This window comes from Exiguobacterium sp. s64 (assembly GCF_018618035.1).
Classification (GTDB): Bacteria; Bacillota; Bacilli; order Exiguobacteriales; family Exiguobacteriaceae; genus Exiguobacterium; species Exiguobacterium mexicanum_A.
Genome location: NZ_JACSLH010000007.1, coordinates 25,418 through 52,053 on the forward strand (window position 1 = coordinate 25,418; position 26,636 = coordinate 52,053).

The window sequence follows — 26,636 nt, forward strand, 5'->3', positions numbered from 1 at the left end:
TTATTCTCCTTCCGTTCTACCGGGGAACGCCCCTGTGAACGTTCTCTCTGTCTGTCTCACATAGTCCCGTCGTTCGGCTTGGACGATATGGAAGTTCTTCATTTCCATATTGACCAAACCGTGCTTGTGACAGAACCGATCAAAGTAACGACGGCGTGTCTCGTCTTGTTTGGCCGACAAGTTGTCGGTGCCATTGAACGCATAGAGCACCGTCGCGCGGGCCGGATGACGAATCGTCCCGACCTCACTGACACGTAGAATGAAATCCCAATCCCAGTAGTTATAAACGTCCTCATCGAACGACCCAATCGTCTCGTGGAGCTGTTTTCGATAGAGCGTACCGGACGGGATAAACGTCGAGTCTTGGCGAAGTCGCTCCAAATCGAGGGCATAGGCGAATGCCTCCCAGTCGGTGACGCGACGGCGCCCATCTTCCCACGTGAAGCGGAACAGTTCCGCGTCCGTGAAGACGAGGTCGGCCGAACGGATGTCCTCGAGCGCTTGTTCGATATGGGTCGGCATGAGCAAATCATCATCGTCGAGCAACAGGATATAGTCGCCGCTCGCTTCCTGTACGCCGCGATTGCGGGCTTTGACGTGATGATTCTCGCCAAGCTCGATATATCGAATCGATAATCGATTCAAAAAAGGCGCCAAAAGATGCTGTTTTGGCGGCCCGTCATTATTGATCACAAGTACTTCAAACTCCCCGAACGTCTGGACGACCAGACATTCGAGCAGTTCCGTCAGTTCCGTCTCCCGCGAATGGACCGGGATGACGATGGAAACGAGCGGGTTCATCCGCGGTAAGCAGTTTCGACGTGCGGCAAGATGGCTTCCCAGCTGACGCCGTTTTCTTTCGATACCGTGACGAAATCGCCATAGGCGAATACGCTCTCGACGCCTTCGATGGCGACGAGTTTCGCGAGAAGCGGTTGGTCCGTCTCTTCGCCGGCTTTCACGCTTTGGCTTTTCGCGCCGAAGACGTTCTCAGGAAGTGTAATTTTCATTGCATTTGGATTCGGTGTTGGATCGATACGTAACATCGTGGTTCCCCCTTATAGTTGACAAGATTCTGAAGACGTGAGTAGTCGTGCCGCCATGGCCCGTGTTTCTGGTTCACTTGGACAGTCGCCAAAAGCGTCTGTTAAGATCTGTCGAATCACGTCATCCAATTGATCGATCGAATCGACGTGAATGAGCGCCAAGACGATATCGTCAAACTCTGGTCCATACGACCCAAGCCCGTAACCGAGTGGGTCCCATGCTAATAATAAGTCTTCTGCTCTCATTTGTTAAACCCTTCTTTTTACCTTGATTTCAAATCGTACTCCCTCAATCTACCTCACTTTTCAGTTCGATGCTAGTGAGCGTTCGAATTTCCCTCGTTTTGAAAAAGCAGTCGTCACTATATATAGTAATCGCTCAAATCGTAAATTGAATAGAAGATAGGACGAAATCCAATGAATTTATCGTTTATTTGGACATCCGGTTCATGATTGACCGCTTACATAAAATTGCACGGGTTCTCACGCAAACGTCAATTTAATTTTTTTCTATCTCATATCTCATCTCAAATCGGATGATAGCGCCGTTTTTGAGTAAAAGTAATCTAGGCGTCGACAGTTTGCCGAATGTCAAGATTGCAAAACTAAATATAGGTGATTTATGATTAAAAAGACAATAAAACGTCAATATATAGTTAACGGATATTTATCACGTTCATCCATCATTGACGTCGAATCGGACAAGTTCCGCTATACCTTTATAATATCTACATCCGAAGAAGGAGTGATCGTTTTGACATCCCCTATCCATCACGAGACGATGTTGGCTGCTGCGCCAACACTTACTGACGTCTCGACATTGATCCAATCATTAAAACAACGCTACCCACAGCTTAGTGTCGAACGATACGAAGAACGAGCCGTTCGGGCGCTCGAAGGAAAGACACTGACACAAGATGTAGTATATGAACTCTTGACGATGCACGCCCTCGATATGTTGAAGGCCGAAGAGCCGGACTGGACGTTCGTCGCCACAGAAATGTACTTAAACCGCCTCTATTTAGAAGCGGCCCGTAACCGCGGTTATGACGCCTCGATGCGTTACGGCGCTCTCTATCCAATGATTGAGACGCTCACGACAAAAGGCATCTTCACCTCAGCACTACTCGATACGTACTCGAAAGAAGACATCGCCCACTTGGAGACGTTGATTGACCCGTCACGTGACCGCATGTTCACATACATCGGTCTCCGGACGTTAGCAGACCGTTACCTCGGCCGCGACCACGTCAAAAACTTGTACGAGTTGCCGCAAGAGCGGTTCATGGTCATCGCCATGACGCTCATGCAAAAAGAGAACGCTGACCAACGTGTGAAACTCGTCGAAGAAGCGTATTGGGCATTATCGAACCTCTATATGACGGTTGCTACACCGACGCTCTCGAACGCCGGGAAATCGTACGGGCAGCTCAGCTCATGTTTCATCGACACGGTCGACGACTCGCTCCGCGGCATCTACGACTCGAACACAGATGTGGCCACGCTCTCGAAAGGCGGCGGCGGAATCGGCGTCTATCTTGGCAAGATCCGCTCACGCGGCAGCGACATCAAAGGCTTCAAAGGCGTCTCGAGCGGCGCGCTCCCTTGGATGAAGCAACTGAACAACACGGCCGTCTCGGTCGACCAGCTCGGCATGCGCCAAGGCTCGATTGCCGTCTACCTCGACATTTGGCATAAGGACATTTTTGAGTTCCTCGATGCGAAATTGAACAACGGGGACGAGCGCCTTCGGACTCACGACTTGTTCACAGGCGTCTGCTTGCCCGACTTGTTCATGCGTACGGTCGAAGCACGTGGCGACTGGCACTTGTTCGACCCACACGAAATACGTACGGTCATGGGCTTCAGCCTTGAAGACTTCTACGATGAGACGGAAAATGGCGGTTCGTTCACCGAGAAATACTTAGCGTGCGTCAATACGCCGGAGCTTTCGCGCGTAACGGTACCGGCCATCGACCTCGTCAAACGGTACATGCGCTCACAGCTCGAGACAGGAACGCCTTACATGTTTTTCCGCGACGCCGTGAACCGTGCCAACCCGAACAAACACGCGGGCATGATTTACAGCTCGAACCTCTGCTCAGAGATCGCGCAAAACATGTCGCCGACGACAATCGATGAAGAGTACACGGAAGACGGAAAAATCGTCATCACGAAGACACCTGGTGACTTCGTCGTCTGTAACTTGAGCTCAATCGCCCTCGCCCGAGCCGTCAAATCGGACGTCCTCGAGCGACTCATCCCGATTCAAATGCGGATGCTCGACAACGTCATCGACTTGAACACGATTGAAGTGCCACAAGCGATGATCACGAACCAGAAATACCGCGCCGTCGGACTCGGAACGTTCGGTTGGCATCACCTGCTCGCCCTCGAAGGCATCCGTTGGGAATCGGTCGATGCCGTCCAGTACGCGGAAAAGCTGTATGAGAAGATTGCTTACCTTACGATTCAAGCGTCAATGGAATTAGCCAAAGAAAAAGGCGCATTCGGCGTCTTCGAAGGATCGGAGTGGCATACGGGTGAGTACTTCAAACGCCGTAACTACCGCTCACACGATGAACTCGATTGGGACGGCCTCGCGGAAGCGGTTCATCAAAACGGTGTCCGCAACGCCTACATGATGGCGGTCGCACCGAACTCGTCGACAGCGATCATCGCGGGTAGCACGGCTTCGATCGATCCGGTCTATAAGAAGGTCTACTCGGAAGAGAAGAAAAACTATAAGATCCCGGTGACGGTCCCTGACCTCAACCCGGAGACAAACTGGTTCTATAAATCAGCGTTCGAAGTCGACCAACTCTGGAGCATCCGTCAAAACGCGGCCCGCCAGCGTCACATCGACCAAGCGATCAGCTTCAACCTTTACGTCAAAAATGACGTAAAAGCGACCGAGCTCCTCTCGATGCATCTCGAGGCCTGGTCACTCGGAATGAAATCAATTTACTACACGCGTTCGACGACTGTTGAAGTCGACGAATGTGAATCGTGTGCTTCGTAACGTCACGTAACAGAAAGGTGGGACCAACCATGAACGTCGCAATCGTCTATAGTTCGATGAGCGGGAATACAGAAGAGGTCGCCGAGCTGATTCAGGCGACCCACGTCCATCGGGGCGACCGTGTCGCCCTATATGAAGCGGACCGCATTGGCCATCGCGAAGCCCAATCACTCGCCACGTACGACCTCGTTTACTTCGGGTCGTATACGTGGGCGGACGGCGTCTTGCCGGACGAGATGAAAGATACGTTCCGTCTCGTCTTGAAAGAACTTAATGTGCCGCTTCGCCAAGCCGCCGTGTTTGGGACAGGTGACAAGATGTTCGTCCACTTCTGCCGAGCGGTCGACGAGATGGCCTACCACCTTTCGAAATACGGAATTCCCCTCGCCGGTGAGACATTGAAAATCGAGCAGTCACCGCGCAATCAACCGTACAACGTCCGTCACTGGGCCGAACGGTTGGCTAGAAACACCGAAGAAGGAGTATATGTCCATGACCATTCAAAAGATCAAACTACTGTCGCCCAAACATCCTAACCGGGCGACTGCCATTATCGGGGGCGAGACGAGTTCCATCGTCAATTGGAACGACATCGCCTATCCGCAGTTTTACACCATCTATAAACAACTGCTCTCAAACTTCTGGATCCCGGATGAGATCTCGATGTCGAAAGACATGCAGCAATGGCCGCAGTTGAGCGAGCGTGAACAAGACGCCTTCAAACGGATCATCGGGTTGTTGTCGATCCTCGACTCGGTACAGACACGCTATATCCTCGAGTCATCGATGTTCTCATCAGACTCGTCAGTGCACGCCGTGCTCGCCGTCATCGCTCAACAAGAAGTCGTCCATAACCAATCATATAGCTACGTCCTCTCGAGCCTCGTCCCGCTCAGCGAGCAAAATCGCATCTTCGATATCGCCAAGGACGACGAGATGGTCATGAAACGGAATCAGTTCATCTTAGACTTATACGAGGACTTCCGGGCCGACCAGACGGCCGAGACGTTCGCCAAGTCGCTCGTCGCCTCGATTATTCTCGAAGGCATCAACTTCTATTCCGGTTTTGCCTACTTCTACAACTTGGCCCGTCACCAGAAGATGGTCGGCACGTCGACGATGATCAGCTACATCCAGCGTGACGAGATGCAACACTCGTATTTCGTCAGCCAGTTGCTCCGGGCCGTCTTGACGGAAAACCCGGAGATCGACGCCGACGGCAGCTTCAGCCAGTTCGTCTATGACACGATGGGGGAAGCCGTCGACCTCGAAGTCGAATGGTGCGAATACGTCCTTCGCGACCTCGACGGGCTCGACGTCAGCGAGATGCGCGATTACGTCAAATACCTCGCCAACAAGCGCCTCCGCGTCATCGGCTTGAACGATCTGTATGAAGGGTTCAACGAAGACGTCATGCCGTGGATTCGTGCGTACTCAGACGATTCATTGAATGCCACGAAATCCGACTTCTTCGAACAGAAGTCACGCTCGTACGCAAAAGTCACCGACGCCAACGGCTTCGACGACCTATAAGCACAAAATGCCCCGACTCATCGTGAGTCGGGGCGTTTTTAATGGATGAAATTTAATGATAAGCGCGTACGTACTGAGCGATCCCTTCAGCGACACCTTCCGCCATCCGTTGGCGTGAGGCGTTGCTCCGTAAGTGGGTGACGTCTTGCGGCGAAGAGATGAAACCGAGTTCGACGAGGGCCGATGGCATCGTATTATAACGAATCACATAATAGTTCGCCGTCTTCACACCGCGGTTCGTCATCCCGGACATCTTGCCCATCAAATTGGATTGAATGTTCGTCGCCAGCACACGGCTCTTCGAACTGTGGGCTGAATAAGACGAATAGAACGTCTCGACACCTTTAGCATACTGAGTCGTCGCAGCATTCGTGTGCAAGCTGACGAACAAGTTGCCGCGAAGCGTTTTTGCCGTCTGAACGCGTTGGTCAAGCGTCAAGTAGACATCCGTCGAGCGCGTCAACCGGACTTGGTAGTCATACTTCGAACGAAGATACGCCTCGACTCGTTTCGTCACATCGAGAACGATCGCCTTCTCATAGAGCGATCCATTCACCGCTCCCGGGTCACCGCCTCCATGGCCCGCATCGAGGACGATGACGGCGTTGCTCGTCGCGCTCGGCTTGAGCGTCATCGCGTAAGCCGTCGCGATGTAGCCGTCGCGACCGTTGTACTTGATTTTATAAAAGCCGTTCGTCGAGCCGTAATGGTCGACTTGAGTGCTATGAGCGAGTCGGCCGAGAATCGTCGAGCTCGCCGAGGCGCTCGCCCGGACGTTCAAGACGTCCCCTGGTGTGTTCGTGTACACTTTCCCTTTAGGCGTCGCCGCAGGGGCGTCCGGGGCCTTCCCGGCCGACAACCAAGCTGTCGGGGTATAGAACGTGTCCGACCCGATATAGACGACCGACCAGCTCGAGTTATGTTTGCTGTACGTCACCGGCGTATACTTCGGCAACACACGAGCGACTGGTGATGATTGAAGCGTCTTCTTGAACAGGTTGGCATTTCGGTTCGCATATCCTGTTACTTTTTGAATGACCGGCGGTTTCGTCGTCGGCGGTTTCGTTACCGGCGGCGCTCCTGGTGTGATCCATGCCGTCGGCGTGTAATACGTTTTGCTGCCGATGTAGACGATCGACCAACTCGAGTTATATTTGCTCGAGACGACCGCCGACTTGGCCGGCAACACTTTCAACACCGTCGAACGTTGGTTGCGCGCGCCGAACAGTTTCAACTCGCGGTTAGCATGACCATCGACTTTTACGACTGGCGGTTTCGTCGTCGGCGGAGGCATCGTCGGTGCCCCAGGCGTAATCCAAGCCGTCAGCGCATAATACGTTTCGCTTCCGACATAGACGACCGACCAGCTTGAGTTATATTTGCTCGAGACGACTTCCGTCGTGACCGGCAATACTTTCAACACTTTCGAACGCTGATTGCGCTCGCCAAACAACTTCAACTCACGGTTGGCATGACCGTTTACTTTTGCCGCGCTCGGTTTCAACGTTCCCGGCGTGATCCATGCCGTCGGCGTATAATATGTGCTACTGCCAACGTAGACAACCGACCAGCTCGAGTTATATTTGCTCGAGACGACCGCTGACTTGGCCGGCAATACCTTCAACACCGACGAACGCTGATTCCGTTCGCCAAACAACTTCAAATCACGTTTCGTATAGCCTGTTTCACGGGCTGGTGTCGATGCGACGGCTTTCGGGGCAATATATGCCTCGGCCGCATAATACGTCTTCCCGTTCAAGTACACTTTCGCCCAAGACGAGTTATGCACGGCATATTGAACGGTCGTGCCTTTTTTAAGCGTCCGGTACACGGTCGCCTTGCTATGGGCCGACACACGGATGTTCAAGTTGACGGTCGTCACACCCGTCGAAGTGACAGCTTGCTTCGTGACCGTCGTGGATTGGGACGGGATTCGCTTGATGTACTGGGCGGAAGCATAGTACGTTCGATCGTTTAAATATATCTTACTCCACGATTTGTTATAAATTACATACTTTACTTTTGTTCCCTTTTTTAGCGTTTGTATCAATTTTCCGTTCGTACTTGGTGCAGAGCGAACGTTCAAGTTGACTGTCGTCTCTCCGTCCAAAGTAGCGGCTTCCACCGCGGGTATTTGGATTGAAAACAAGACAATGGTTATGATGAGGGCAAGTTTAAAAAGCTTCATATTCATCCAAAATATTCCTTTCTTAATACGCACATCGCGACTGACAACACCTTCATAGTAGCACATTGCTTTTATTGAAAAAGTAAATATTTGAAAAAATGATGAATACTTTTTCCAAAAAAGGTGAATGTTTTTACCCTTGTTTTCGCACAATCCAAAACGTATCAGTGCCATGTCGCTCGATCTCGACGGCGAAAGGGGCCGCTAGTTGCAAATCAGTCTCGATGGAGCGATCGATTTGGAAAGACGGCTCAGGTTGTCGAATGACAAACCCATCGAGTCCCTCGACTTCGGCGATCTTTAAAAACCGAGCCAAATGCCCTTCCCGCTCTCTATATCGGCTCACTTCTTCGAAAGGTTTAGCCTTCACCCCGCCCCAGTACCGTCCTTCCACATAAGAACGATACGTGCGGACCGAATCTTCCGTAATCGGGTCGGGGGTATGGTCGAAGCGTCCGAAATCTCGGGACGACTTGTCTTCGATCAACGAGGCGATTTCCGCGAATAGGTCAAATCCATTCATGTCGGCAAGTTCCATGACCGCCTGTTGAACGGCCTCGATGTGTCGTTGCAACGATCCCGGCGTCGCGGACGCCTTCAATTTTTTATCGCCTTCGTAGGCATTTAATATGCGGCCAACTTCCCCCGCTTCGCGCACGAGGCGGTAGTAGCTACGTTCTTCTTTCGTCTCGTCACGATCTGTCGTTTGATTCGTGAGGGTGATGGCATATTGGTTCGCCAGACACGTCGAAATAACGAAGACGTCCATTAGCTCTTCTCGCAGGGCGACTCGGTCGTCGGCATAGAGCGCGCCACCAACTTCGCCCACTTCTTCTAACAGCCGGGCCAACCCCGACAGCGGCCGCCAGTAGCCGCCTAAATGAATAATCATCCGATCGATTCGTCGTTGTAATTCCTTCATGTTTAATCACCTATCCATCCTCTATATTTACCGGTTGCGTGGTATACTATGCTCAATCCAATCGTTAGGAAAGGGGCCATGTGTCGTGTCGCCAGCCAGGCTTTGGCAGTTACTTCGTTTCCTGCTCGTCATTATCGGGCTCGTTTTCGTCATTTGGGGACTGAGCGTCCTCTTTACGTACACGTATCCTTTCGTGTTCGCCTTCTTGTTATCCTTGTTGACCGTCCCGCTCGTCAATTGGTTCGAGCGCGAGACCAAATTGCCCCGGGCTCTTGGGACGCTCGCTTCCTTGTTGATCGTCATGAGTGTCGTCAGCGGTGTGATTGCCATCGTGGTGACTCAACTCATCCGTTACTTGACGATCGCCGCCGAGAAACTTCCCGACCAGATTGAAACGTTCACCGAATACATACAACGCCTATTCAACGAAAAGATTGCCCCGTTCGTCAATGATGCGTATGACAGCGTCCAGCGGCTCAATCCGGGACAGACGAACTCGCTCGAAGGCGGGATCACCGAGATCGGGGTCCAGCTCGGAGCAGCGATCGGCGTCTTGTCACGAGGGGTCGCCGGTTTACTGCAAAATATCCTCAGCGCCTTACCGCTTGTCTTGCTCTTGTTCATCGTCATCGTGCTCGCCTGGTTCTTCATCACGAAAGACTGGAACGTCTACATGCGGTCCATCGCGCGCTTGAATGAGCGAAAAGGCTTCAAGGAATTTGAACTGGTCATGACCAATTTGCGCTCGGCCCTATTCGGTTACGTCCGGGCCCAATTGACGCTTATCTCCATCACGTTCGGGATCGTCCTTGTCGGCATGTTCATCCTGCGGGTCGACAATCCATTCTCTTTCGCTCTTTTAGCGGCCATCTTCGACTTGTTGCCGTACCTCGGCGTCGGGACGCTGCTATTGCCATGGGCCGCCTATGCCGCCGTGAGCGGCGACTGGTTCCTCGCCATCGGCCTCGTCATCTTGTATATCGTCGTCATCGTCCAACGTAACTTGGCTGAACCGAAAATCGTTGGTTCTCACATTGGACTTGACCCGCTCGCCGCCCTCATCTCGATTTTTGTCGGTTTGCAACTGTTCGGGGTGCTCGGTTTCATTTTAGGACCGGTCTTGGCCGTTCTGCTCAAGGCGCTCTATAACGCCCAAGTGTTTCACTATATGTGGAGATTCGTCCTCGGGCCGACGACACCAAAAGAGCGATGACGCGTCATCGCTCTTTTGTCTTCGGTACCGCCACGAACGGCGCTCCTTCAGTTTGGTCCGGATGCGTCACCATCCCAGTCGTTCCCGCCTCATAGGCGGCCACGGCCAACATACAGGCGTCGATGATATCATCGACTTGTACGTTCGACATCTTCCACTTCCAGGGCGAGCTTTTTGAATAGCGGCGCAACAACTCGATTCGTTCGAGTTCTCCCGCCTCGGTCTTCTTGCTGAAACGCGCCTCGTTCCCGGTCATGACGGCGAAGCACACTTCCGGATGTGACTCATAGACGTCCGTTTCAGCGATCGTTTGAAACTCTCGAATCCGCGGCACAAGGTTCCACGCTTGTTTGCTGATTCCTTTTCCGACTAGTTCGCGACTTCTCGCGTTGGCCGTCTCATACGATGCTTCTGTTACCACTTCTTGAATCGGTGGTGTGAAGATCGATGACTTCCGCTCTTTTAGTTGCGATCGCATCCACGCGTCACACGTTCGGCCAGGCTTGTCGATCGACCCTAAGTCTTTCGGCATATCGACAAAATGCACGGCCCCTTCGATCAATAAATCTTCCAACTTCTCTGAGATGGTCAAACAGAGCGAGATGCTGTCGTATGTGATTCGTACCCAGCCCCCGCGCGCGCCATCAATTCCTACTCCGACCACGGCGTCCCTCCTGCATCAAAAACAACACTCCGAGCACCGCGCAAAAGACGGTCACTCCTAACAACCAACGGCTTGGCCAAGCCGTGTATCCGAAACCGGAGACGACGGCCAAACCGATCAATACAAATCCAATTTTCAACGTTTCCATCCTTCGAGCATCGTCGCGAGTGTGCGCACCATGACGCCAGTCGGTCCTTTTGGTCCGAGGTCGCTCGCCGACGAACGTTCGCTCGTCCCAGCGATGTCGAGATGGAGCCAAGGCGTGTCCCCGACGAACTCACCGACGAACGCGCCGCCGAAAATCATATGACCGTAACGGCCCGGTGAGTTGTTCAAGTCGGCGACTTCCGACTTACGCACTTGGTTGATGAAGACATCGAAGTATGGCATCTGCCAGACGAGTTCGTTCGTGTCACGGCTCGCAGCTTCTAAGGCGCCGTAGAGCGACGCATCGTTTGTCAGGCAACCAGTCACTTCCGTACCGAGTGCGACGAGCACACCGCCCGTGAGCGTCGCTACATCGATAATGGCTTGCGGTTCATACGTCTTGGCAAAGGTGACGGCGTCGGCGAGGACGAGACGACCTTCCGCATCCGTGTTGAGCACTTCAATCGTCTTCCCGTTCATCGCCGTGATGACATCGTCCGGCTTGAATGCGTCCCCTGAGATCATGTTGTCCGTCGATGGGATGACACCGGTGACGTTCACGTTCGGTTTCGTCGTCGCGAGCGTCTCGAATAAACCAAGTACCGTCGCGGCGCCGCCCATATCCCCTTTCATACCGACGATGCCGTCTTTCGGCTTGATCGAGTAACCGCCCGTATCAAACGTGATGCCTTTTCCGACGACAGCGACAGGCGCCTCGTCTCCAGCTCCGCGATATTCGAGCACGATCAACTTCGGCGGGATCGTCGACCCTTGGTTGACGGCGAGAAGCGCGCCCATTCCGAGCCCTTCCATCTCTTCTTTCTCAATGATGCGATGTTCAAAGCCGTGACGTTCGGCCAACTCGACCGCATAGTCCGCGAGCGTTTCCGACGTCAAAATATTGGCTGGCATCATGGTGAGCGACCGCGCCACATTCACACCACGTCCGTAAGCTGCACCTGCTAGCGCCTCTTCCTCTGCATCAGCTCCGAGCAACGTGATCGTTACGTCCGGTTTCGCCGGTTTCGGCTCTGATTTGTATGTAGGATGCTCATACGTCGCCATCTCATACGCTTCAGCAAACAGTTTCGCCGTGTTCGGTCCGAACGTGTCGAGGGCGACCGCGACGTCCGTGAAGGCACGGGCTTTGATGTGTTTGGCGACTTTCCCGAACCAATTGCGCACGTTTTCAACCGTATTTTCGTTCCGTTGTCCGAGACCGACGAATAGGATCCGTTTGACCGTTCCCTCAAACGTCGGGACGATGGAGACTTCACCTGTTTTCGTTGAAATATCTGCCGATTGAATCAATGCTTTGACGCGTCCATTAAACAATGAATCGAGTCCTTCCTCAATCGTGTCGGCAGCGCCGATCCCCACGACGATTGTGTCATATGAGCCGTTCCAATCTAAGTCTTTCACTTGATACATGTTTGCCACTTCCCTTCTTTATATATGGTTAGCATAACGAACTTCTGCCAAATAATGAAACAGTATGCGCAAGAGTCAATAAATCTTCGAATTCAGGCGTTAACTCCTCGTTGTGACGATGATTTATTTTATGATAGGATAAGAAAGTACGCAATCAGGCATCCCTCCCTGTTGAGGCGAGGCCATTTTGTTCGGTCGAGGCTTCCCCTAGTAGTAGACCGTTGCTACTTTAATCTTCCAGGTTTTCGTTAGTTCCTTTTTCATTTCGGGTAAGAACTAACGAGATAACGTTGGAAACCACTATTTCTTTGAAGAGAGGGACTACGCTTATGTCACACATTAAAGGTATTGGCGCATCTGCAGGAATCGCAGTTGCGAAAGCATTCGTCATGGAGACACCTTCATTTGACATCCCGACAAACAAAATCGAGGACGTAGCAGCTGAGAAAGCCCGTTTCCAAGCGGCGATCGCTCAGTCAAAGACAGAACTCGAAGAAATTCGCGAGATCACACTTCGTGAACTCGGCGAAGACAAGGCAGAGATTTTCTCGGCACACTTGCTCATCGTCGAAGATCCAGAGATCGTCTCACAAGTGAACGACAAAATTGAAAGCGAACACATGAACGCTGCGAAAGCGCTCGATGAAGTCGCTCAAATGATGGTCATGATCTTTGAATCGATGGATAACGAGTACATGCGTGAACGCGCTGCCGACGTTCGTGACGTCACAAAACGCGTCATGGCGCATATCCTCGGTGTCACATTCATGACGCCTGCGTCGATTTCTGAAGAAGTCATCATCATCGCTGAAGATTTGACACCGTCTGACACGGCGCAACTCAACCGTAAATACGTCAAAGGTTTCGCGACAAACATTGGTGGACGTACGTCTCACTCAGCGATCATGTCTCGCTCACTCGAGATTCCTGCTGTCGTCGGAACAAAAGTAGCGCTCGAAGAAATCAAGAACGGCGACCTCGTCGTCATCGACGGAACAGAAGGCGACGTCTTCGTCAACCCGTCTGAAGAACTCGTCAATGAATACGTTGAAAAACGTGCTTCATTCGAAGCTTACAAAGAAGAGTTGAAACAGCTCGTCAACGAAGAGTCAGTCACAGCCGACGGCCATAAAGTCAAACTTGCGGCAAACATCGGTACACCGAACGACCTCGAAGGCGTGTTGAAAAACGGCGCTGACGCCATCGGCCTTTACCGGACCGAGTTCCTCTACATGGACTCAGAAACGTTCCCGACGGAAGAAGAGCAATATACAGCCTATAAAGCAGTACTCGAAGGTATGGAAGGCAAACAAGTCGTCATCCGTACGCTCGATATCGGTGGAGATAAAGAATTGTCTTACCTCGACCTTCCAAAAGAAATGAACCCGTTCCTCGGCTATCGCGCAATTCGCCTTTGCCTCGAAGAGACGGACTTGTTCCGCACACAACTTCGCGCCCTTCTCCGTGCTTCAGCGCACGGTGACCTCGCTATCATGTTCCCAATGATCGCGACACTTGAAGAGTTCCGCGCGGCGAAAGCGCTCCTTCTCGAAGAAGAAGCGAAGTTGAAAGCAGAAGGCATCGCTGTCGGTAACTACGAGACAGGGATGATGGTCGAGATTCCATCGACAGCCGTCATGGCGAAGCAATTCGCGAAAGAAGTCGACTTCTTCTCAGTCGGCACGAACGACTTGATTCAATACACGATGGCAGCGGACCGCATGAACGAGAAAGTCTCGTACTTGTACCAACCGTTCAACCCGGCCATCTTGAACCTTCTCCACAACGTCATCACAGAAGCACATAAAGCTGGCAAATGGGTCGGCATGTGTGGCGAGATGGCTGGAGAAGAGCTCGCGATTCCAATCCTACTCGGACTTGGCCTTGACGAGTTCTCGATGTCAGCTTCAAGCGTCCTTCGCGCACGTAGCCTCGTGAAGCGTTTGACGAAGTCAGAAACAGAAGCGATCGTCAACGACGTCCTCAACATGGATACAGCTGAAGAAGTCGTGAACTTCCTCAGTGAAAAATTCGATATTAAGAAGTAACAAAAAAGAAGTTCTCGCAGCTGCGAGAGCTTCTTTTTTGTTTACTCGGCTCCTTTATCATCCGTTCTGAAGTCGAGCGCTTCACCGGCGACGACCGTCTCTCCGAATGGGACGACGACGATTTTACCGTCTCCGTTCGTCCAAATGATCGGCGTGATGAGCGATGGGACTTTGTCGCGAATCAAATTGAGGTCAACGTCGAGCAAGACATCCCCCGCTTCGACGCGGTCGCCTTCTTTCACTTTGGCGACGAAACCTTCGCCTTTCAGATTGACCGTATCGAGTCCGACATGGATAAGAATCTCGCGTCCATCGTCCGCAAGTAGACCGATCGCATGTTTCGTCGGGAAGAACGTCGTGATCTGTCCCGTGACCGGCGCAACGACTTGTCCTGAACTCGGTTCGATGGCAAATCCTTCGCCCATCATGCGGCCCGAGAAGACTTGGTCCGGAACGTCATCGAGTGACAAGATGACACCCGACATCGGGGCGAGGAAGCGATGATCGGCATGTTCGGCCGCTTCCGGTGTGATGACGGCTTTTTCTTTCGGCTTGTATTCGCCACCCTCGATGATGGCCGCGATTTGCGATTTGAGCGTATCCGATTTCGGTCCGAAGATGGCTTGAATATTATCTCCGACTTCGAGTACTCCGGCCGCTCCCAAATCTTTCAGCAAGTCTTTATCGACTTGTTTCACATCGTTCACGGTGACGCGAAGACGCGTGATACAGGCGTCGAGGTGTTTGACGTTTTCAGGTCCGCCGAGACCGACGAGCACTTCGTACGGTAAATCGTCTCCGACGACGGCACGGGCGCCTTTGCCTTCGGCGACGGTTTCACGTCCCGGCACTTTCAAGTCGAACTTCGTAATGGCGAAGCGGAACCCGAAGTAATAAATGACCGCGAAGACGAGGCCGACTGGAATGACGAGCCACCAGGCTGTCCGGTTCGGCAACACTCCGAACAATAGATAGTCGATGAGTCCGCCTGAGAACGTCATCCCGATTTTTACGTTAAGCAAGTGCATGGTCATAAAGGATAGTCCAGCAAAGACGGCATGAATACCAAAGAGTAGAGGTGCAACGAAGACGAACGAGAATTCGACCGGCTCGGTGATTCCCGTTAAGAATGAGGTGAGGGCTGCTGAGAAGTAAAGTCCTTCGACGTCTTTGCGACGCTCTTTCGGGACCGTGTGGAACATGGCGAGACAAGCGGCAGGCAATCCGAACATCATGAACGGGAACTTCCCGGTCATATACGTACCGGCCGTAAACTCGACTCCATCACGTAATTGTGCGAAGAAGATCCGTTGGTCCCCTTGGACGAGGTCTCCCGCCTGGTTCGTATATTCCCCGAACTGGAACCAAAACGGAGAGTACCAAATGTGGTGCAGACCGAACGGGATCAAGGAACGCTCGACCAAACCGAAGACAAAGGCTGAAACGGCGACGTTCGCTTCAATGATCGTGCTCGAGAACGTGTTGATCGCTGAACCGATTGGCGGCCAAATGTAGGCGAGCGCAATCCCGATCAATAAGCTGAATGCAGCGGTCGCGATAGGCACGAACCGTTTCCCTGCAAAGAACCCTAAGAAATCCGGCAACTTGATGTTGAAGTACTTGTTGTACGCGAATGCGGCAATGAGACCTGCGATAATACCCCCGAATACCCCCATTTGGAGCGTCGGGATCCCGAGTACCGTGGCATAGGCCGGGTCTCCCTGGGCGATTTCCGCGGTAATACCGTTCCACGTGCTGATAACCTTGTTCATAATCAAATAACCAACGATAGCTGCTAACCCGGCAACACCGTCCCCGTTGGCTAGCCCGATGGCGACACCGACGGCGAACAATAGACCTAGATTGGCAAACACGATATCCCCGGCATCTGTCATAACTTGCCAGACGAGGACGAGTGAATCGTTTGCCAAGAAAGGCAAGAGCGAAACGAGATCAGGGTTTTGGAACGCGGTACCAAATGCGAGTAATAGACCGGCTGCCGGTAGAATCGCAACCGGAAGCATAAGTGCCTTCCCGATTCGTTGCAAAACACCAAACACTTTCTTCCACATCATGGTTCCCTCCTTTTGTCAGAATACTTACTTTTCCCCATCTGCCATTAGGCTGAAACCGTTTCACCCATACAAAAAAAGCCAATCCATAATGGATTGGCTTATAGCTTCATTCAGTTTGCTTTCTTTTCGTTACCTGAAGCGATGACCGCTTGCATTTCTGATTTCAATGCATCCGAACGTGGTCCGAAGATGGCTTGAACGTTGTTACCGACTTCAAGGACACCAGCTGCCCCGAGGCGTTTCAACTCTTCTTTGTTGACTTGGCTCTTATCTTTTACTTCGACGCGGAGACGTGTGATACATGCGTCAAGGTGTTTGATGTTTTGTGAACCACCGAAACCAACGAGGATATCTTGTGCAAGTTCCGAACCTGTAGCAGTTGATTGCTCAACGACTTCATCTTCACGGCCCGGTGTTTTAAGGTTGAACTTACGGATAACGAAGCGGAATCCGAAGTAGTAAACGACTGCGAACACGAGACCGACTGGAATGACGAGCCACCAGTCTGTACGGTTAGGAAGTACACCGAAGAGAAGGTAGTCGATCAAACCGCCCGAGAACGTCATCCCGATTTTGACGTTCAAGATGTGCATGACCATGAACGAAAGGCCAGCGAAGACTGCGTGTACTGCGAACAAGAGTGGAGCAACGAACAAGAATGAGAACTCGATCGGCTCAGTGATACCAGTCAAGAACGATGTAAGTGCTGCCGAAGCCAAGAGACCACCGACGACTGCTTTACGTTCAGGACGTGCTTCGTGGTACATTGCGAGTGCTGCTGCTGGAAGGCCGAACATCATGAACGGGTACTTACCAGTCATGAACGTACCGGCTGTGAGTTCAGCGCCATCACGAATTTGTGCGAAGAAGATCGCTTGGTCACCACGAACGATGTTACCCGCTGCATCCGTGTACGAGCCGAACTCGAACCAGAATGGTGAGTAGAAGATGTGGTGAAGACCGAATGGAATCAATGAACGTTCGATCAAACCGAAGATGAATGCCGCGAACGTGCGGTTTTCAGTCAACATGAAGTTTGAGAACGTGTTCAAGCCGTGCTGAACTGGTGGCCAGATGAGAAGCATGACGAAACCAGCGACAACTGCCAATACTGCAGTAACGATTGGGACGAAACGCTTACCAGCGAAGAAGCCAAGGAATTGCGGCAACTCGATGTTGAAGTACTTATTATATGCCCATGCAGCTATCAGACCGACGATGATTCCCCCGAATACCCCAGTTTGGAGCGTTGGAATCCCGAGTACTGATGCGTAAGCCGGGTCACCTTGTGCGATGATTTCAGGTGTGAGTTCGAGCCAAACACCCATAACTTTGTTCATGATGAGGAATCCGACGATGGCTGCGAGTCCGGCAACGCCGTCCCCTGCTAAACCAATCGCGACACCGACTGCGAATAAGAGTGCTAAGTTCGAGAAGATAATGCCACCCGCTTGCTCCATGAGCTGAGCGAATTTCACAACGCCTTCGTTCGTTAACCAACCAGCGCGTGATGTGAGGGCCGGGTTTTGCATCGCGTTACCGAATGCAAGAAGAAGACCGGCTGCCGGCAAGATCGCAACAGGAAGCATAAGTGCTTTACCGACTTTTTGAAGAACACCAAAGATCTGCTTAAACATGATAAATCCTCCTTTTTGTGATTGTTTCGTGCGGAAAGACGACTGTAGATGTCAGACAACCGACGTATCTAAACGTTTTCATAATAAACGTTTATAAAAACAGAAACAGGCATGAATAAGGTATAGAACGTAGACCTCTCCTAATGGAGACATCGTTGCGTTCCACTCCTTACTCATGCCTGATCGAATCAGTAACACGTAAGATACGTGGTATCAGTTATCTACTTGTTAGGCGCTGGAGATGCATCGTCAAATATGTCGCTTCACCTCGCGGGACAGGACGCTTTAATTCGCGTTCCATGATGCCCATCAGCTCCCAAGCAGTACTATAGCATAGCGGATATTCTTCGCGCAATACCTTTTCAATTTTTTGTGGGGCCTCCACCATCTCACCCGTCGCAACCCGCTCAACGGCGTACCTTAAGTGCCGAAGTAAGCGCTTATAATCGAGTGAACTCCGGTCCATTTTGACGTTCAAACGACTCTCAATCGTCTGAACGATTTGCCCGATGATTTGGTTGTGTCGATTGACCTCGAGGACGTTTTTGAACGTCGTCCCCGAATGGATATGGAGCGCGATAAATCCGATCTCCGCATCGGGCAACAGCACGTCGAGCCGCTCGTGAATCATATCGACGATACGTTCGGCGAGCGCGTACTCGTTCGGATAGAGCGATTCGGTCTCGAGCAAGAACGGATTTGTCACTTCCATCCCTTGTTCGATTCGCTTCATCGTGAAGAACAAGTGGTCAGTCAAACCGATATGAATATGTTGATCGACTTTTTTGCCCGTATTGTTCTCGATAAACCCGACGATTTCTTGCATGAAGGCAATAAAGTCTTCATCGACGTGTTTGACGAGCTCACGGTATTGTGATTGCTCTTCTTTATCTGTCAGTTGATACACTTTCTCCGGGACACTGGCCGGGTCGACGAGATCGCCCGCTTTCTTGCCGAAGCCAATCCCTTTCCCGAGTAGAATGACTTCCGGTTCCGGATCATGTTGGCAAATGACAACGCTATTATTCAACACTTTCTTGATCGTATACATCGGTAATGTCATTCTCATCGCATCCCTTACTAATTAAATCGTTATCTTATCTAGTATATCGGTTCGCCTTCTAAAAAAGTAGGCAGAAAACAAAAAAGACGAACATTTCTGCCGTCTTTAAAACATTGAGTAACCACTCTTACGCAAGTAGCGGATCGTGACGCCGGCCAAAATCGCACCGAGCAGTCCGAAACCAAGCATGAACACATCCAAAAACTGAAGTCCGAGCACCCGTTCGTAAACGTTGGCGAGCGCGGTCGATGTCTCCGTGATGTAACTCGAGAGCTTGACGTTATCAATCATCATAATGACGAAAATCGGATAGATGAACACGAGCGTCCATGTTTTTTTAAGTAGCATGTTCAAAATGAAGCCGATGCTGAAGAAGATGACCAAATAAAGAATCGCCCCAATGACAGCCTGGATGATATGCATGCGATTGCCCCCTTTTCCCGTTGTCTATTATACCGAATCGCCCTCTCTTAGGTCAAAGGTGAACCATGAGGCGTCATCAAAAAAAGTAGCCCGTTCGGATGAGCGGGCTACTTGGTCATATTGCTTAGAATTTACCTTTTTTGAGGACGAGACCGTACTTCTTCAATTCGAGGAAGTGTTTGTTGTCGATCACTTTCTTCATGAATGAAGCGTTGCGACCGAAGATCTTTTTGCCCATGACGATGCCGATGCCGTCGTTATGGCCAAGTGAAGCGACTGTCCCTTTGCTCTCATACGTGAATTTCGAAGTCGATTTTCCGTTGATGAGCGCCGCGATGTTTTTCGCTACGTTGTGCGCTTGTTGCGTCGCGATTTGAGCAGTCGGCGGGTATGGACGGTTTGAGACCGGATCCATGACAGCCGAGCAGTCACCGATGATGAAGACGTTGTCGTGACCAGGGGCACGGTTGTCCGCCTCGACCATGACACGGTTACGGACCGCTTCAAAACCAGATTTCTCGATGATCGGGCTACCGCTCACGCCACCTGTCCAAAGGATCGTGTTCGCTGCGATCGTCTCCGTCGTGTCGCCTTGAAGCGGACCGAACGTGACGACGCCAGGCTCAACGCCTTTGATGCCGTTGCCGAGTTTCATCTCGACACCGTTACGCTCGAGCCATTTCTGTGCATACGTCGTAAGTTCTGGGTCGAAACCAGGAAGGACGGTCGGAGCCGCCTCGATGTTCACGATGCGAACCGCTTCACGTGGCACGTCATACTGCTTGCAAAGCTCAGGGACACGGTTGACGAGCTCACCGAGAAACTCGATACCTGTGAAACCTGCGCCGCCGACGACGATTGTCACGTACGAGCGGTCAGCCGACCCGTTCGTCTTGTATTGTGCGAATGAGTATTCGATATGTTCTTTGATTTTACGGACGCTGTTCAATGAACTGATTGTCATCGCGTTCTCTTTGAGGCCTGGGATTCCGAATGTTTCTGGAATGCCGCCGAGTGCGAACACGACATAATCATATTCAACAGTCGAGCCGTCTGCGAGTAGTACTTGTTTAGCCGTAGTATCGACGCGATCGACGATCCCTTTGACAAATTTTACGCGTGACGGGTTCACAACGTCGTTAATGTAGATACGAGCTTGCTCCGGTTTCATCGTTCCGGCCGCTGGTTCATGGAGCCATGTCGTCTGGTAATGGTAATCATGCTTGTTGATGAGCGTGATGTTCGCGTCGCCAGCTGAGAGCGTCTTCTGGAGGTTCACCGCTGTGATGAGTCCACCGAAACCTGCGCCAAGAATAACAATGTTAGGTCGTTTCATGTTCATTTCCACCTTGTTTTGATAGTTTTGTTTTCTTGAACAATCACGTTGTGTGTTTTTTCACATGAATGTTCACAATAAAGCCTAAACCTTGTTCAACCAATGTTCACAATTGCTTCTCGTTCATTGTACGCTGTTTATTTCGTTTTCTCAATGGAAAAGCTTATCTTCTTGAATTTTTTTTGAATGTATAGGATGTTTGTACAGAATGGATTTAATTCACGATTGTCACTATAATGGATGTATACGTTTTGAGGAGGAATTCGATGAAATCGACGAAAGATGTGATCATCATCGGTGGCGGCCCGGTCGGACTGTTCACCGCATTTTATGCAGGTATGCGCCAACTCGATACGGCGTTGATTGAAAGTTTGCCGCAGCTCGGCGGACAATTATCGACACTGTATCCAGAAAAATATATTTACGACATCGCCGGCTTCCCGAAAGTGAAAGCCCAAGATTTGATTGACCAATTAAAAGCCCAAGCCGATCAGTTCGAGCAGGACTATCGCCTCGGGGAGACGGTCGAGACGGTCGAACGTCTTGAAGACGGCACGTTCCAGATCACGACGAACAAGGATGAGTACCATACGAAAGCCATCATCATCACGGCCGGGAACGGGGCATTCGCCGCACGACCGCTCGGCATCGATGGTTGTGAAGATTATGCCAACCTTCATTACTTCGTCGACAACATGGAGAAGTTCCGCGACCGCCGCGTCATGATCGCTGGCGGCGGCGACTCTGCCGTCGACTGGGCGCTCATGCTTGAAGGCATCGCCAAGGAAGTCCATATCGTTCACCGCCGTGACCGTTTCCGTGCCCACGAGCATACGGTCGAGCAAATGAAGGCCTCGACGATCAACGTGTGGACGCCATATAACATTGAGTCACTTTCAGGTGAGACACACATCGAGTCGGTCGAATTGACGGACAAAGACGGCGAATCGAAATTCGTCGAAATCGACGACCTCATCTGTAACTACGGTTTCGTCTCATCGCTCGGCCCAATCAAAAACTGGGGCATGGAGTTCGAGAAGAACACGATCCGCGTCGACTCACGCATGGAGACGACGGTCGCCGGCATCTTCGCCTGTGGTGACATCGCGACTTATGAAGGAAAAGTGAAATTGATTGCGACAGGCTTCGGTGAAGCCCCGATCGCCATCAACCAAGTGAAGCAGCTCGTCGACCCGACAGCGCGTCACCCACAACATTCGACTTCGGTATTTGCCGGGAAATAACGATGTGGCCCTCATCGCGATGATGAGGGCCATTTTTCATTTGCGGATTGTTTGTACAATGACCCGGTCGAGCCAGTCGTCGAGTTGGGTGAAGACGAACCCGGCCTTTTTCGCCTCGGCAATCGACATATAATAGTCGACGTCCGTATCGTACGGCGACGACTCGCCATCTTTGATAATCTGGACCGGTTTATTTAAGTGATGGCCGATCCGTTCCATGAGTGCCCCGAGCGAGATGACCCCTTCACTCGCCGCGTTGAACGGTCCGGTCACGTTCGCCCGACCGACCCATTCTAGAAAGGCGGCCGCCTCAAAGCTTGAGATGAACCCCATCTTCGCTTCCGGGTGATGCAGTACGATCGGCTCTTCCCGTCGGACGGCGTCGATATAAAACTTGAGACGGTCTGTATAGTCGTCGGGTCCGAGCACGATTGGCAAGCGGACCGTCGCGACCGGGAACGAGGCGCGATGGAAGAAATAAGATTCAGCCTCTCGCTTCCCTTGCCCGTAATCATGTTCGGATTCGAGATGATAGTCATGATGGAGCGGATTGAAATCACTTTCTTTCAACTCGGCGCCTGGCGCATAAACCGACATCGTCGACGTGAGCACATATTTACCGACTTGGTCCATGAAAGCGTCCGAGGCGATCTTTGCCTGGTACGGGTTAAAGCAAATATTGTCATAGACGAGGTCGTAATGGTCGCGTGACAAATCTTTCATCGTCGCCACCGACTGTCGGTCCCCTCTGATCGACCGGATGCCCTCCGCCTCGGGTACTTGCAGTTGTCCACGCGTCACAATCGTCACATCGTCACCGGCCTCCGCCAACCGAAGCGCTAACCGCTTTCCAAAATAGCGTGAGCCACCGAAAATCAATACTTTTCTCATCGTCCCTGCCCCTCCTACATGAAATGACATCTCTTTTCATTTTCCCTTGCATCCTCTCGACTAATCTTCCACATCCTTGAATATTTTTGTTATTCTTATATATATAGAGAAGAAAGAGGCGAGACGCATGCATCAGATCACATTAGAAAAAGGATGGTCGTGTGAATTACCGACACAATATGCCATTTACCAAAGCTTATCGGACTTCAGCCGTTACTCGGTCCTTGACCAAGAGGAAGAGAGCGTCTGTTCGTTCCGCATCACGAACGACACGTGTAAAATCACAGCGTTTCGTCCTTGGCAACATCAAATCGAGTTAGACGCGGCTTCGAAACTCATTCGATTAATTCTGATTGAAGAGACAGACTGAATACAAAAAAGGCCAATCATGAGACATGATTGGCCTTTCGTTTAGCAATCCCCAGGTGTCCCGGCGTTCGATGCCGTCCGGAAACTCGAGCCGCAACCGCACGTGGCGATGGCGTTCGGATTTTTAATCGTGAAGCCGCCTCCGAGCATCGACTGCTTATAGTCAATCTCGAGACCGTCGACGACCCCGTGATCGGCTTCCGCGACGATGACACGGACACCATAGTGGTCAAACTGAACGTCCTTGTCTGTCTTATCCTCATCAAACCCCATCCCGTAAGACAGGCCGGTACACCCGCCCCCTTGCACTTTGATCCGCAAGTACTGGTCGTCGGGGCGTTCGGTCTGTTTCATCATATCGATGACTTGTAATGCGGCTGATTCTGTCAAATGAATCATCTGAACTCCTCCTTCGTTATCTTAACTTCAAGTCAACTGACTTGAGATTTTGTGAAATATCTTGTATAACTAAACTGTAACAAAAAAAATTAAATCGTTCCATCTTCGGGGCAGGGTGAAATTCCCGACCGGCGGTATTGAAGACAAGTTCTTCTCAGCCCGTGAGCGAGCAAGGCGTTGCTTGCTGATTTCGTGAGATTCGAAAGCCGACAGTAAAGTCTGGATGGGAGAAGATGGCGGCATCCGACCGATATCCGGATGTTTTCTTCGGCGTGGTCTAAACACCGATGAGAACATCTATTTCGTATGCGCGTAAACTCTCCCGATTGTTTGATACAATCGGGTTTTTCTATGCGACGGGTGCCATTCATCAAGGAGCGACAAAAGGAGAGATTTTGATGAAAACAACGCGCAACAAACGATTGACAACACTGGTGACGCTATCGATGCTCGGGGCCATTTCTTTTGTCCTCATGCTCTTTAACTTCCCGCTGCCTTTCCTACCACCGTTCCTAAAAGTGGATTTCAGTGACATTCCCGCGCTCGTCGCCGGGATCGTGTTCTCCCCACTCGCAGGCGTCGTGGTCGTCGCTCTAAAAAACGTCCTCTACTATGTCTTCAACGGTGGCGGCGTTCCGGTCGGCGAAGTCGCGAACTTCTTTGCAGGCGTCGCCTTCATGTATCCGGTCGCATGGTTCTACCATAAACGTAAAACGAATAAAGCGCTCGCTTCAGGCCTCGTGGCCGGTACGATCACGATGGCACTCAGCTTGGCAATCTTGAACTATTTGCTCATCTTACCAGCCTACGCGTTCTTCTTCGGCATGACCGAGATGGCACAACCGGCAGTCAAAACGGACCTCGTCCTATACGGTATCTTGCCGTTCAACTTCATTAAGGCCTTGTTGATCAGCGCCTTGTTCGTCCCACTCTTCCTCAAATTGAAGCCGTGGATCGAACGCCAGCGCATGCAACTTCAAGCTTAAACGTAAAGCACCTGGACGTCAGTCTAGGTGCTTTTTGTATAGGTACGCTATGCTAATGAGAGAATAGGAGGAGATGGATTGAACACGACTGAAGATGTGACCCATTTTTTAGAGACTGATGTGGAACTGATGCGTCTGTTGACAATCGTCGCTTCGCTCGATTTACCCGATTGGTGGATTTGTGCCGGATACGTGCGGGCAAAAATATGGGATGACGCGCACGGCTACGAAGTACCGACGCCGACCGAGGACGTCGATGTCATCTACTTTGACCGATCTCACATCGACGAGGCGATTGAAAAACAGTATGAGGCACAACTGCACGACCTGTTACCGAACGTCCCTTGGTCGGTCAAAAACCAGGCCCGCATGCATCTGGTCAATCAATTGCCACCGTATCAATCTGCGGTCGACGCCTTGGCCCATTTCCCTGAGACGGTCACGGCCATCGGTGTCAGTCTCGACAAGAACGGACGTTTAAGGTTGGCCGCCCCTTACGGTATCGACGACATAGTCGAACTAAAGTTACGACCGACCCCGGCCTTTGCGAACGACGCTTCACACCATCATATTTATCGAGCCCGGATCAATAAAAAGAATTGGCAAGCCACTTGGCCGAGACTCCAAGAAGTGGATATACCTCGTCAGGGATGATAAACACTAGTGAAACCGACCGCCTTACGGTCGGTTTTTGCTGTTCATTCATAAACGTCACAACGAAAAAGAGTGACCACCGAAGTGATCACTCTGAGTATACCGTGTTTGATTAGAGAAGAAGACCAGCGAGTGTCGCTGACATCAAGTTGGCAAGCGTACCTGCGAGAATCGCGAGGACACCCATGCGCGCGATGTCGTTCCGACGGTTCGGCGCCATTCCACCAAGACCACCGAGAAGGATGGCGAGTGATGAGATGTTGGCGAATCCACAGAGTGCGAACGCGATCATAGCTTCCGTACGTGCCGAGAGGTCACCAGAACCGATGATTGGTGCGAATTCAGAGAAAGCGACGAATTCGTTCAACACGAGTTTTTGTCCGAGGAAGCTACCGAATTGAACAGCATCTGCCCATGGCACACCGATCACGAATGCGAGCGGCGCGAACACATAACCAAGAATCAATTGAAGCGTGAGGCCGTCGAAACCGAACAAGCCACCGATTCCACCGAGAATCAAGTTAACGAGCGCGATCAATGAAACGAAGGCGAGAAGCATCGCACCGACGTTCAAAGCAAGGAAGAGACCGTCAGAGGCACCGCGAGCGGCTGCATCGACGAAGTTCGCTGCCTTGTTCTCTTCATCTTCAGCGATTTCGATATCGTCATCCGGTACGTCTGTTTCCGGGACGATGATTTTCGCGAACATGAGACCAGCAGGAGCAGCCATGAAGCTCGCTGCGAGCAAGTACTCGAGCGGTACACCAAGAGCAGCGTATCCAGCAAGAACTGAACCGGCAACCGAGGCGAGACCACCGACCATGACAGCGAAGAGTTCCGATTGCGTCATCGTTGGAAGGTAAGGTTTGATGACGAGCGGTGCTTCCGTCTGACCGACGAAGATGTTCGCTGTCGCTGAGAGCGATTCTTTACGTGATGTGCCAAGTGCTTTGGCGAGAGCCGTACCGAGGATACGGATCACCCACTGCATGACACCTACATAGTAGAGAAGTGCGATGAGTGACGACATGAAGACGATAATCGTCAACACTTGGAACGCGAAGACGAAGTTGTCTCCGCCGACAGCTGTACCGAAGACGAAACTAATCCCGGCGTTCGCCGTGTTCAAGACGTTCTGGACGCCTCCTGAGATCCATTCTAACGCGTTACGTCCTACTGTAGTGAAGAGGACGAGGAAGGCGAACGTAAACTGTACCGCGAAAGCGGCAAGCACGGTGCGCCATTTGATGGCTTTACGGTTGGTCGAGAAGATGTAAGCGATTCCAATTAGTGCCAAAATACCAACCACGCTCATAATATTCATTGGTGTTGTGCTCCTTTCATA

The 26,636-nt window shown here is 51.5% G+C and carries 23 protein-coding genes, 2 pseudogenes and 1 riboswitch; of the genes and pseudogenes, 9 read left to right on the forward strand and 16 right to left on the reverse strand.

Going from position 1 to position 26,636, the window contains the following annotated elements; all coding sequences use genetic code 11:
* Genes KNP64_RS10920 through KNP64_RS10930 form a run of 3 tightly spaced genes read right to left on the reverse strand, consistent with a single transcriptional unit; the run spans position 1 to position 1,292 of the window.
* Positions 1-801, reverse strand: a complete 801-nt coding sequence (locus KNP64_RS10920; RefSeq protein ID WP_138859140.1) for a glycosyltransferase family 2 protein — start codon at positions 799-801, stop codon at positions 1-3.
* Positions 798-1,046, reverse strand: coding sequence for a NifU N-terminal domain-containing protein (locus KNP64_RS10925; protein WP_034778343.1), 249 nt, complete (start codon positions 1,044-1,046; stop codon positions 798-800). The genes KNP64_RS10920 and KNP64_RS10925 overlap by 4 nt, the downstream gene beginning before the upstream one ends.
* 12 nt (positions 1,047-1,058) lie before the next feature.
* Complete coding sequence (locus KNP64_RS10930; protein ID WP_214711822.1) at positions 1,059-1,292, reverse strand: DUF1871 family protein; 234 nt, start codon at positions 1,290-1,292, stop codon at positions 1,059-1,061.
* 508 nt (positions 1,293-1,800) lie between these two features.
* Here KNP64_RS10930 and KNP64_RS10935 point away from each other — a divergent pair.
* The 3 genes from KNP64_RS10935 to KNP64_RS10945 are packed head-to-tail and all read left to right on the forward strand — an operon-like array spanning position 1,801 to position 5,601.
* Entirely contained in the window at positions 1,801-4,068 is a 2,268-nt protein-coding gene (locus KNP64_RS10935; protein ID WP_256441389.1) for a ribonucleoside-diphosphate reductase subunit alpha, read from the forward strand.
* A 29-nt stretch (positions 4,069-4,097) separates the two neighbouring features.
* Positions 4,098-4,604, forward strand: coding sequence for a flavodoxin domain-containing protein (locus KNP64_RS10940; protein WP_138859138.1), 507 nt, complete (start codon positions 4,098-4,100; stop codon positions 4,602-4,604).
* Entirely contained in the window at positions 4,561-5,601 is a 1,041-nt protein-coding gene (locus tag KNP64_RS10945; protein ID WP_214706533.1) for a ribonucleotide-diphosphate reductase subunit beta, read from the forward strand. The genes KNP64_RS10940 and KNP64_RS10945 overlap by 44 nt, the downstream gene beginning before the upstream one ends.
* 52 nt (positions 5,602-5,653) lie before the next feature.
* On the opposite strand, the gene KNP64_RS10950 is transcribed toward KNP64_RS10945, so the two are convergent.
* The gene (locus tag KNP64_RS10950) at positions 5,654-7,855 is read right to left on the reverse strand and encodes an N-acetylmuramoyl-L-alanine amidase (RefSeq protein WP_483299151.1); all 2,202 of its coding nucleotides are present in this window, start codon (positions 7,853-7,855) and stop codon (positions 5,654-5,656) included.
* A 67-nt stretch (positions 7,856-7,922) separates the two neighbouring features.
* Positions 7,923-8,711, reverse strand: a complete 789-nt coding sequence (locus KNP64_RS10955; RefSeq protein WP_214793380.1) for a MazG nucleotide pyrophosphohydrolase domain-containing protein — start codon at positions 8,709-8,711, stop codon at positions 7,923-7,925.
* A gap of 85 nt (positions 8,712-8,796) precedes the next feature.
* Here KNP64_RS10955 and ytvI point away from each other — a divergent pair, with 85 nt between their 5' ends.
* Positions 8,797-9,924 (forward strand): sporulation integral membrane protein YtvI, encoded by a 1,128-nt coding sequence (ytvI, locus tag KNP64_RS10960; protein WP_214793383.1) that lies wholly within the window; start codon positions 8,797-8,799, stop codon positions 9,922-9,924.
* A 4-nt stretch (positions 9,925-9,928) separates the two neighbouring features.
* Here the strand turns inward: ytvI and KNP64_RS10965 are convergent, their stop codons facing one another.
* From KNP64_RS10965 to KNP64_RS10975, 3 genes are read right to left on the reverse strand one after another with little or no spacing between them, the layout of a single operon-like run.
* A complete protein-coding gene (locus tag KNP64_RS10965; protein ID WP_214793386.1) occupies positions 9,929-10,588 on the reverse strand; it encodes a DUF429 domain-containing protein in 660 nt (219 codons plus the stop codon).
* Positions 10,569-10,727 (reverse strand): hypothetical protein, encoded by a 159-nt coding sequence (locus KNP64_RS10970; RefSeq protein WP_161787546.1) that lies wholly within the window; start codon positions 10,725-10,727, stop codon positions 10,569-10,571. Before KNP64_RS10970 ends, KNP64_RS10965 begins: the two co-directional genes overlap by 20 nt.
* Positions 10,724-12,166: a leucyl aminopeptidase gene (locus tag KNP64_RS10975; RefSeq protein ID WP_214793389.1), complete on the reverse strand. Its 1,443-nt coding sequence runs from the start codon at positions 12,164-12,166 to the stop codon at positions 10,724-10,726. The genes KNP64_RS10970 and KNP64_RS10975 overlap by 4 nt, the downstream gene beginning before the upstream one ends.
* Before the next feature lie 329 nt (positions 12,167-12,495).
* Between KNP64_RS10975 and ptsP the strand changes: the two genes are divergently transcribed.
* On the forward strand, positions 12,496-14,214 hold the full coding sequence (gene ptsP / locus KNP64_RS10980) for a phosphoenolpyruvate--protein phosphotransferase (protein ID WP_214793391.1): 1,719 nt from the start codon (positions 12,496-12,498) through the stop codon (positions 14,212-14,214).
* A gap of 134 nt (positions 14,215-14,348) precedes the next feature.
* Here the strand turns inward: ptsP and ptsG (KNP64_RS10985) are convergent.
* From ptsG (KNP64_RS10985) to KNP64_RS11005, 5 genes and pseudogenes are all read right to left on the reverse strand, one after another.
* Positions 14,349-16,286: pseudogene (gene ptsG, locus KNP64_RS10985) on the reverse strand (glucose-specific PTS transporter subunit IIBC); the annotation flags it as partial.
* Positions 16,287-16,426: 140 nt separating this feature from the next.
* Positions 16,427-17,926 (reverse strand): annotated as a pseudogene (gene ptsG, locus KNP64_RS10990) (glucose-specific PTS transporter subunit IIBC); the annotation flags it as partial.
* A 217-nt stretch (positions 17,927-18,143) separates the two neighbouring features.
* Entirely contained in the window at positions 18,144-18,989 is an 846-nt protein-coding gene (gene glcT, locus KNP64_RS10995; RefSeq protein ID WP_214793394.1) for a glucose PTS transporter transcription antiterminator GlcT, read from the reverse strand.
* 105 nt (positions 18,990-19,094) lie between these two features.
* A complete protein-coding gene (locus KNP64_RS11000) occupies positions 19,095-19,412 on the reverse strand; it encodes a YuiB family protein (protein ID WP_021065526.1) in 318 nt (105 codons plus the stop codon).
* Between the two features lie 124 nt (positions 19,413-19,536).
* A complete protein-coding gene (locus tag KNP64_RS11005; RefSeq protein ID WP_138859130.1) occupies positions 19,537-20,748 on the reverse strand; it encodes an NAD(P)/FAD-dependent oxidoreductase in 1,212 nt (403 codons plus the stop codon).
* A 266-nt stretch (positions 20,749-21,014) separates the two neighbouring features.
* Here KNP64_RS11005 and KNP64_RS11010 point away from each other — a divergent pair, with 266 nt between their 5' ends.
* Positions 21,015-21,992, forward strand: a complete 978-nt coding sequence (locus KNP64_RS11010; RefSeq protein ID WP_029595122.1) for an NAD(P)/FAD-dependent oxidoreductase — start codon at positions 21,015-21,017, stop codon at positions 21,990-21,992.
* 36 nt (positions 21,993-22,028) lie between these two features.
* Here the strand turns inward: KNP64_RS11010 and KNP64_RS11015 are convergent, their stop codons facing one another.
* The gene (locus tag KNP64_RS11015; RefSeq protein WP_214706587.1) at positions 22,029-22,883 is read right to left on the reverse strand and encodes an NAD-dependent epimerase/dehydratase family protein; all 855 of its coding nucleotides are present in this window, start codon (positions 22,881-22,883) and stop codon (positions 22,029-22,031) included.
* 127 nt (positions 22,884-23,010) lie between these two features.
* On the opposite strand from KNP64_RS11015, the gene KNP64_RS11020 reads away from it, so the two are divergent.
* Complete coding sequence (locus KNP64_RS11020) at positions 23,011-23,253, forward strand: hypothetical protein (protein WP_029595120.1); 243 nt, start codon at positions 23,011-23,013, stop codon at positions 23,251-23,253.
* Positions 23,254-23,294: 41 nt separating this feature from the next.
* Here the strand turns inward: KNP64_RS11020 and KNP64_RS11025 are convergent, their stop codons facing one another.
* Positions 23,295-23,651, reverse strand: a complete 357-nt coding sequence (locus KNP64_RS11025; RefSeq protein WP_029595119.1) for a HesB/IscA family protein — start codon at positions 23,649-23,651, stop codon at positions 23,295-23,297.
* A gap of 97 nt (positions 23,652-23,748) precedes the next feature.
* Positions 23,749-23,890, forward strand: a riboswitch (FMN riboswitch).
* A 159-nt stretch (positions 23,891-24,049) separates the two neighbouring features.
* On the opposite strand from KNP64_RS11025, the gene KNP64_RS11030 reads away from it, so the two are divergent.
* Positions 24,050-24,637: an ECF transporter S component gene (locus KNP64_RS11030; RefSeq protein WP_029595118.1), complete on the forward strand. Its 588-nt coding sequence runs from the start codon at positions 24,050-24,052 to the stop codon at positions 24,635-24,637.
* A gap of 129 nt (positions 24,638-24,766) precedes the next feature.
* Complete coding sequence (locus KNP64_RS11035) at positions 24,767-25,291, forward strand: nucleotidyltransferase family protein (protein ID WP_214793457.1); 525 nt, start codon at positions 24,767-24,769, stop codon at positions 25,289-25,291.
* 112 nt (positions 25,292-25,403) lie between these two features.
* Here KNP64_RS11035 and KNP64_RS11040 read toward each other — a convergent pair whose 3' ends face one another.
* On the reverse strand, positions 25,404-26,615 hold the full coding sequence (locus KNP64_RS11040; protein ID WP_029595115.1) for a NupC/NupG family nucleoside CNT transporter: 1,212 nt from the start codon (positions 26,613-26,615) through the stop codon (positions 25,404-25,406).
* Positions 26,616-26,636 lie beyond the last annotated feature (21 nt).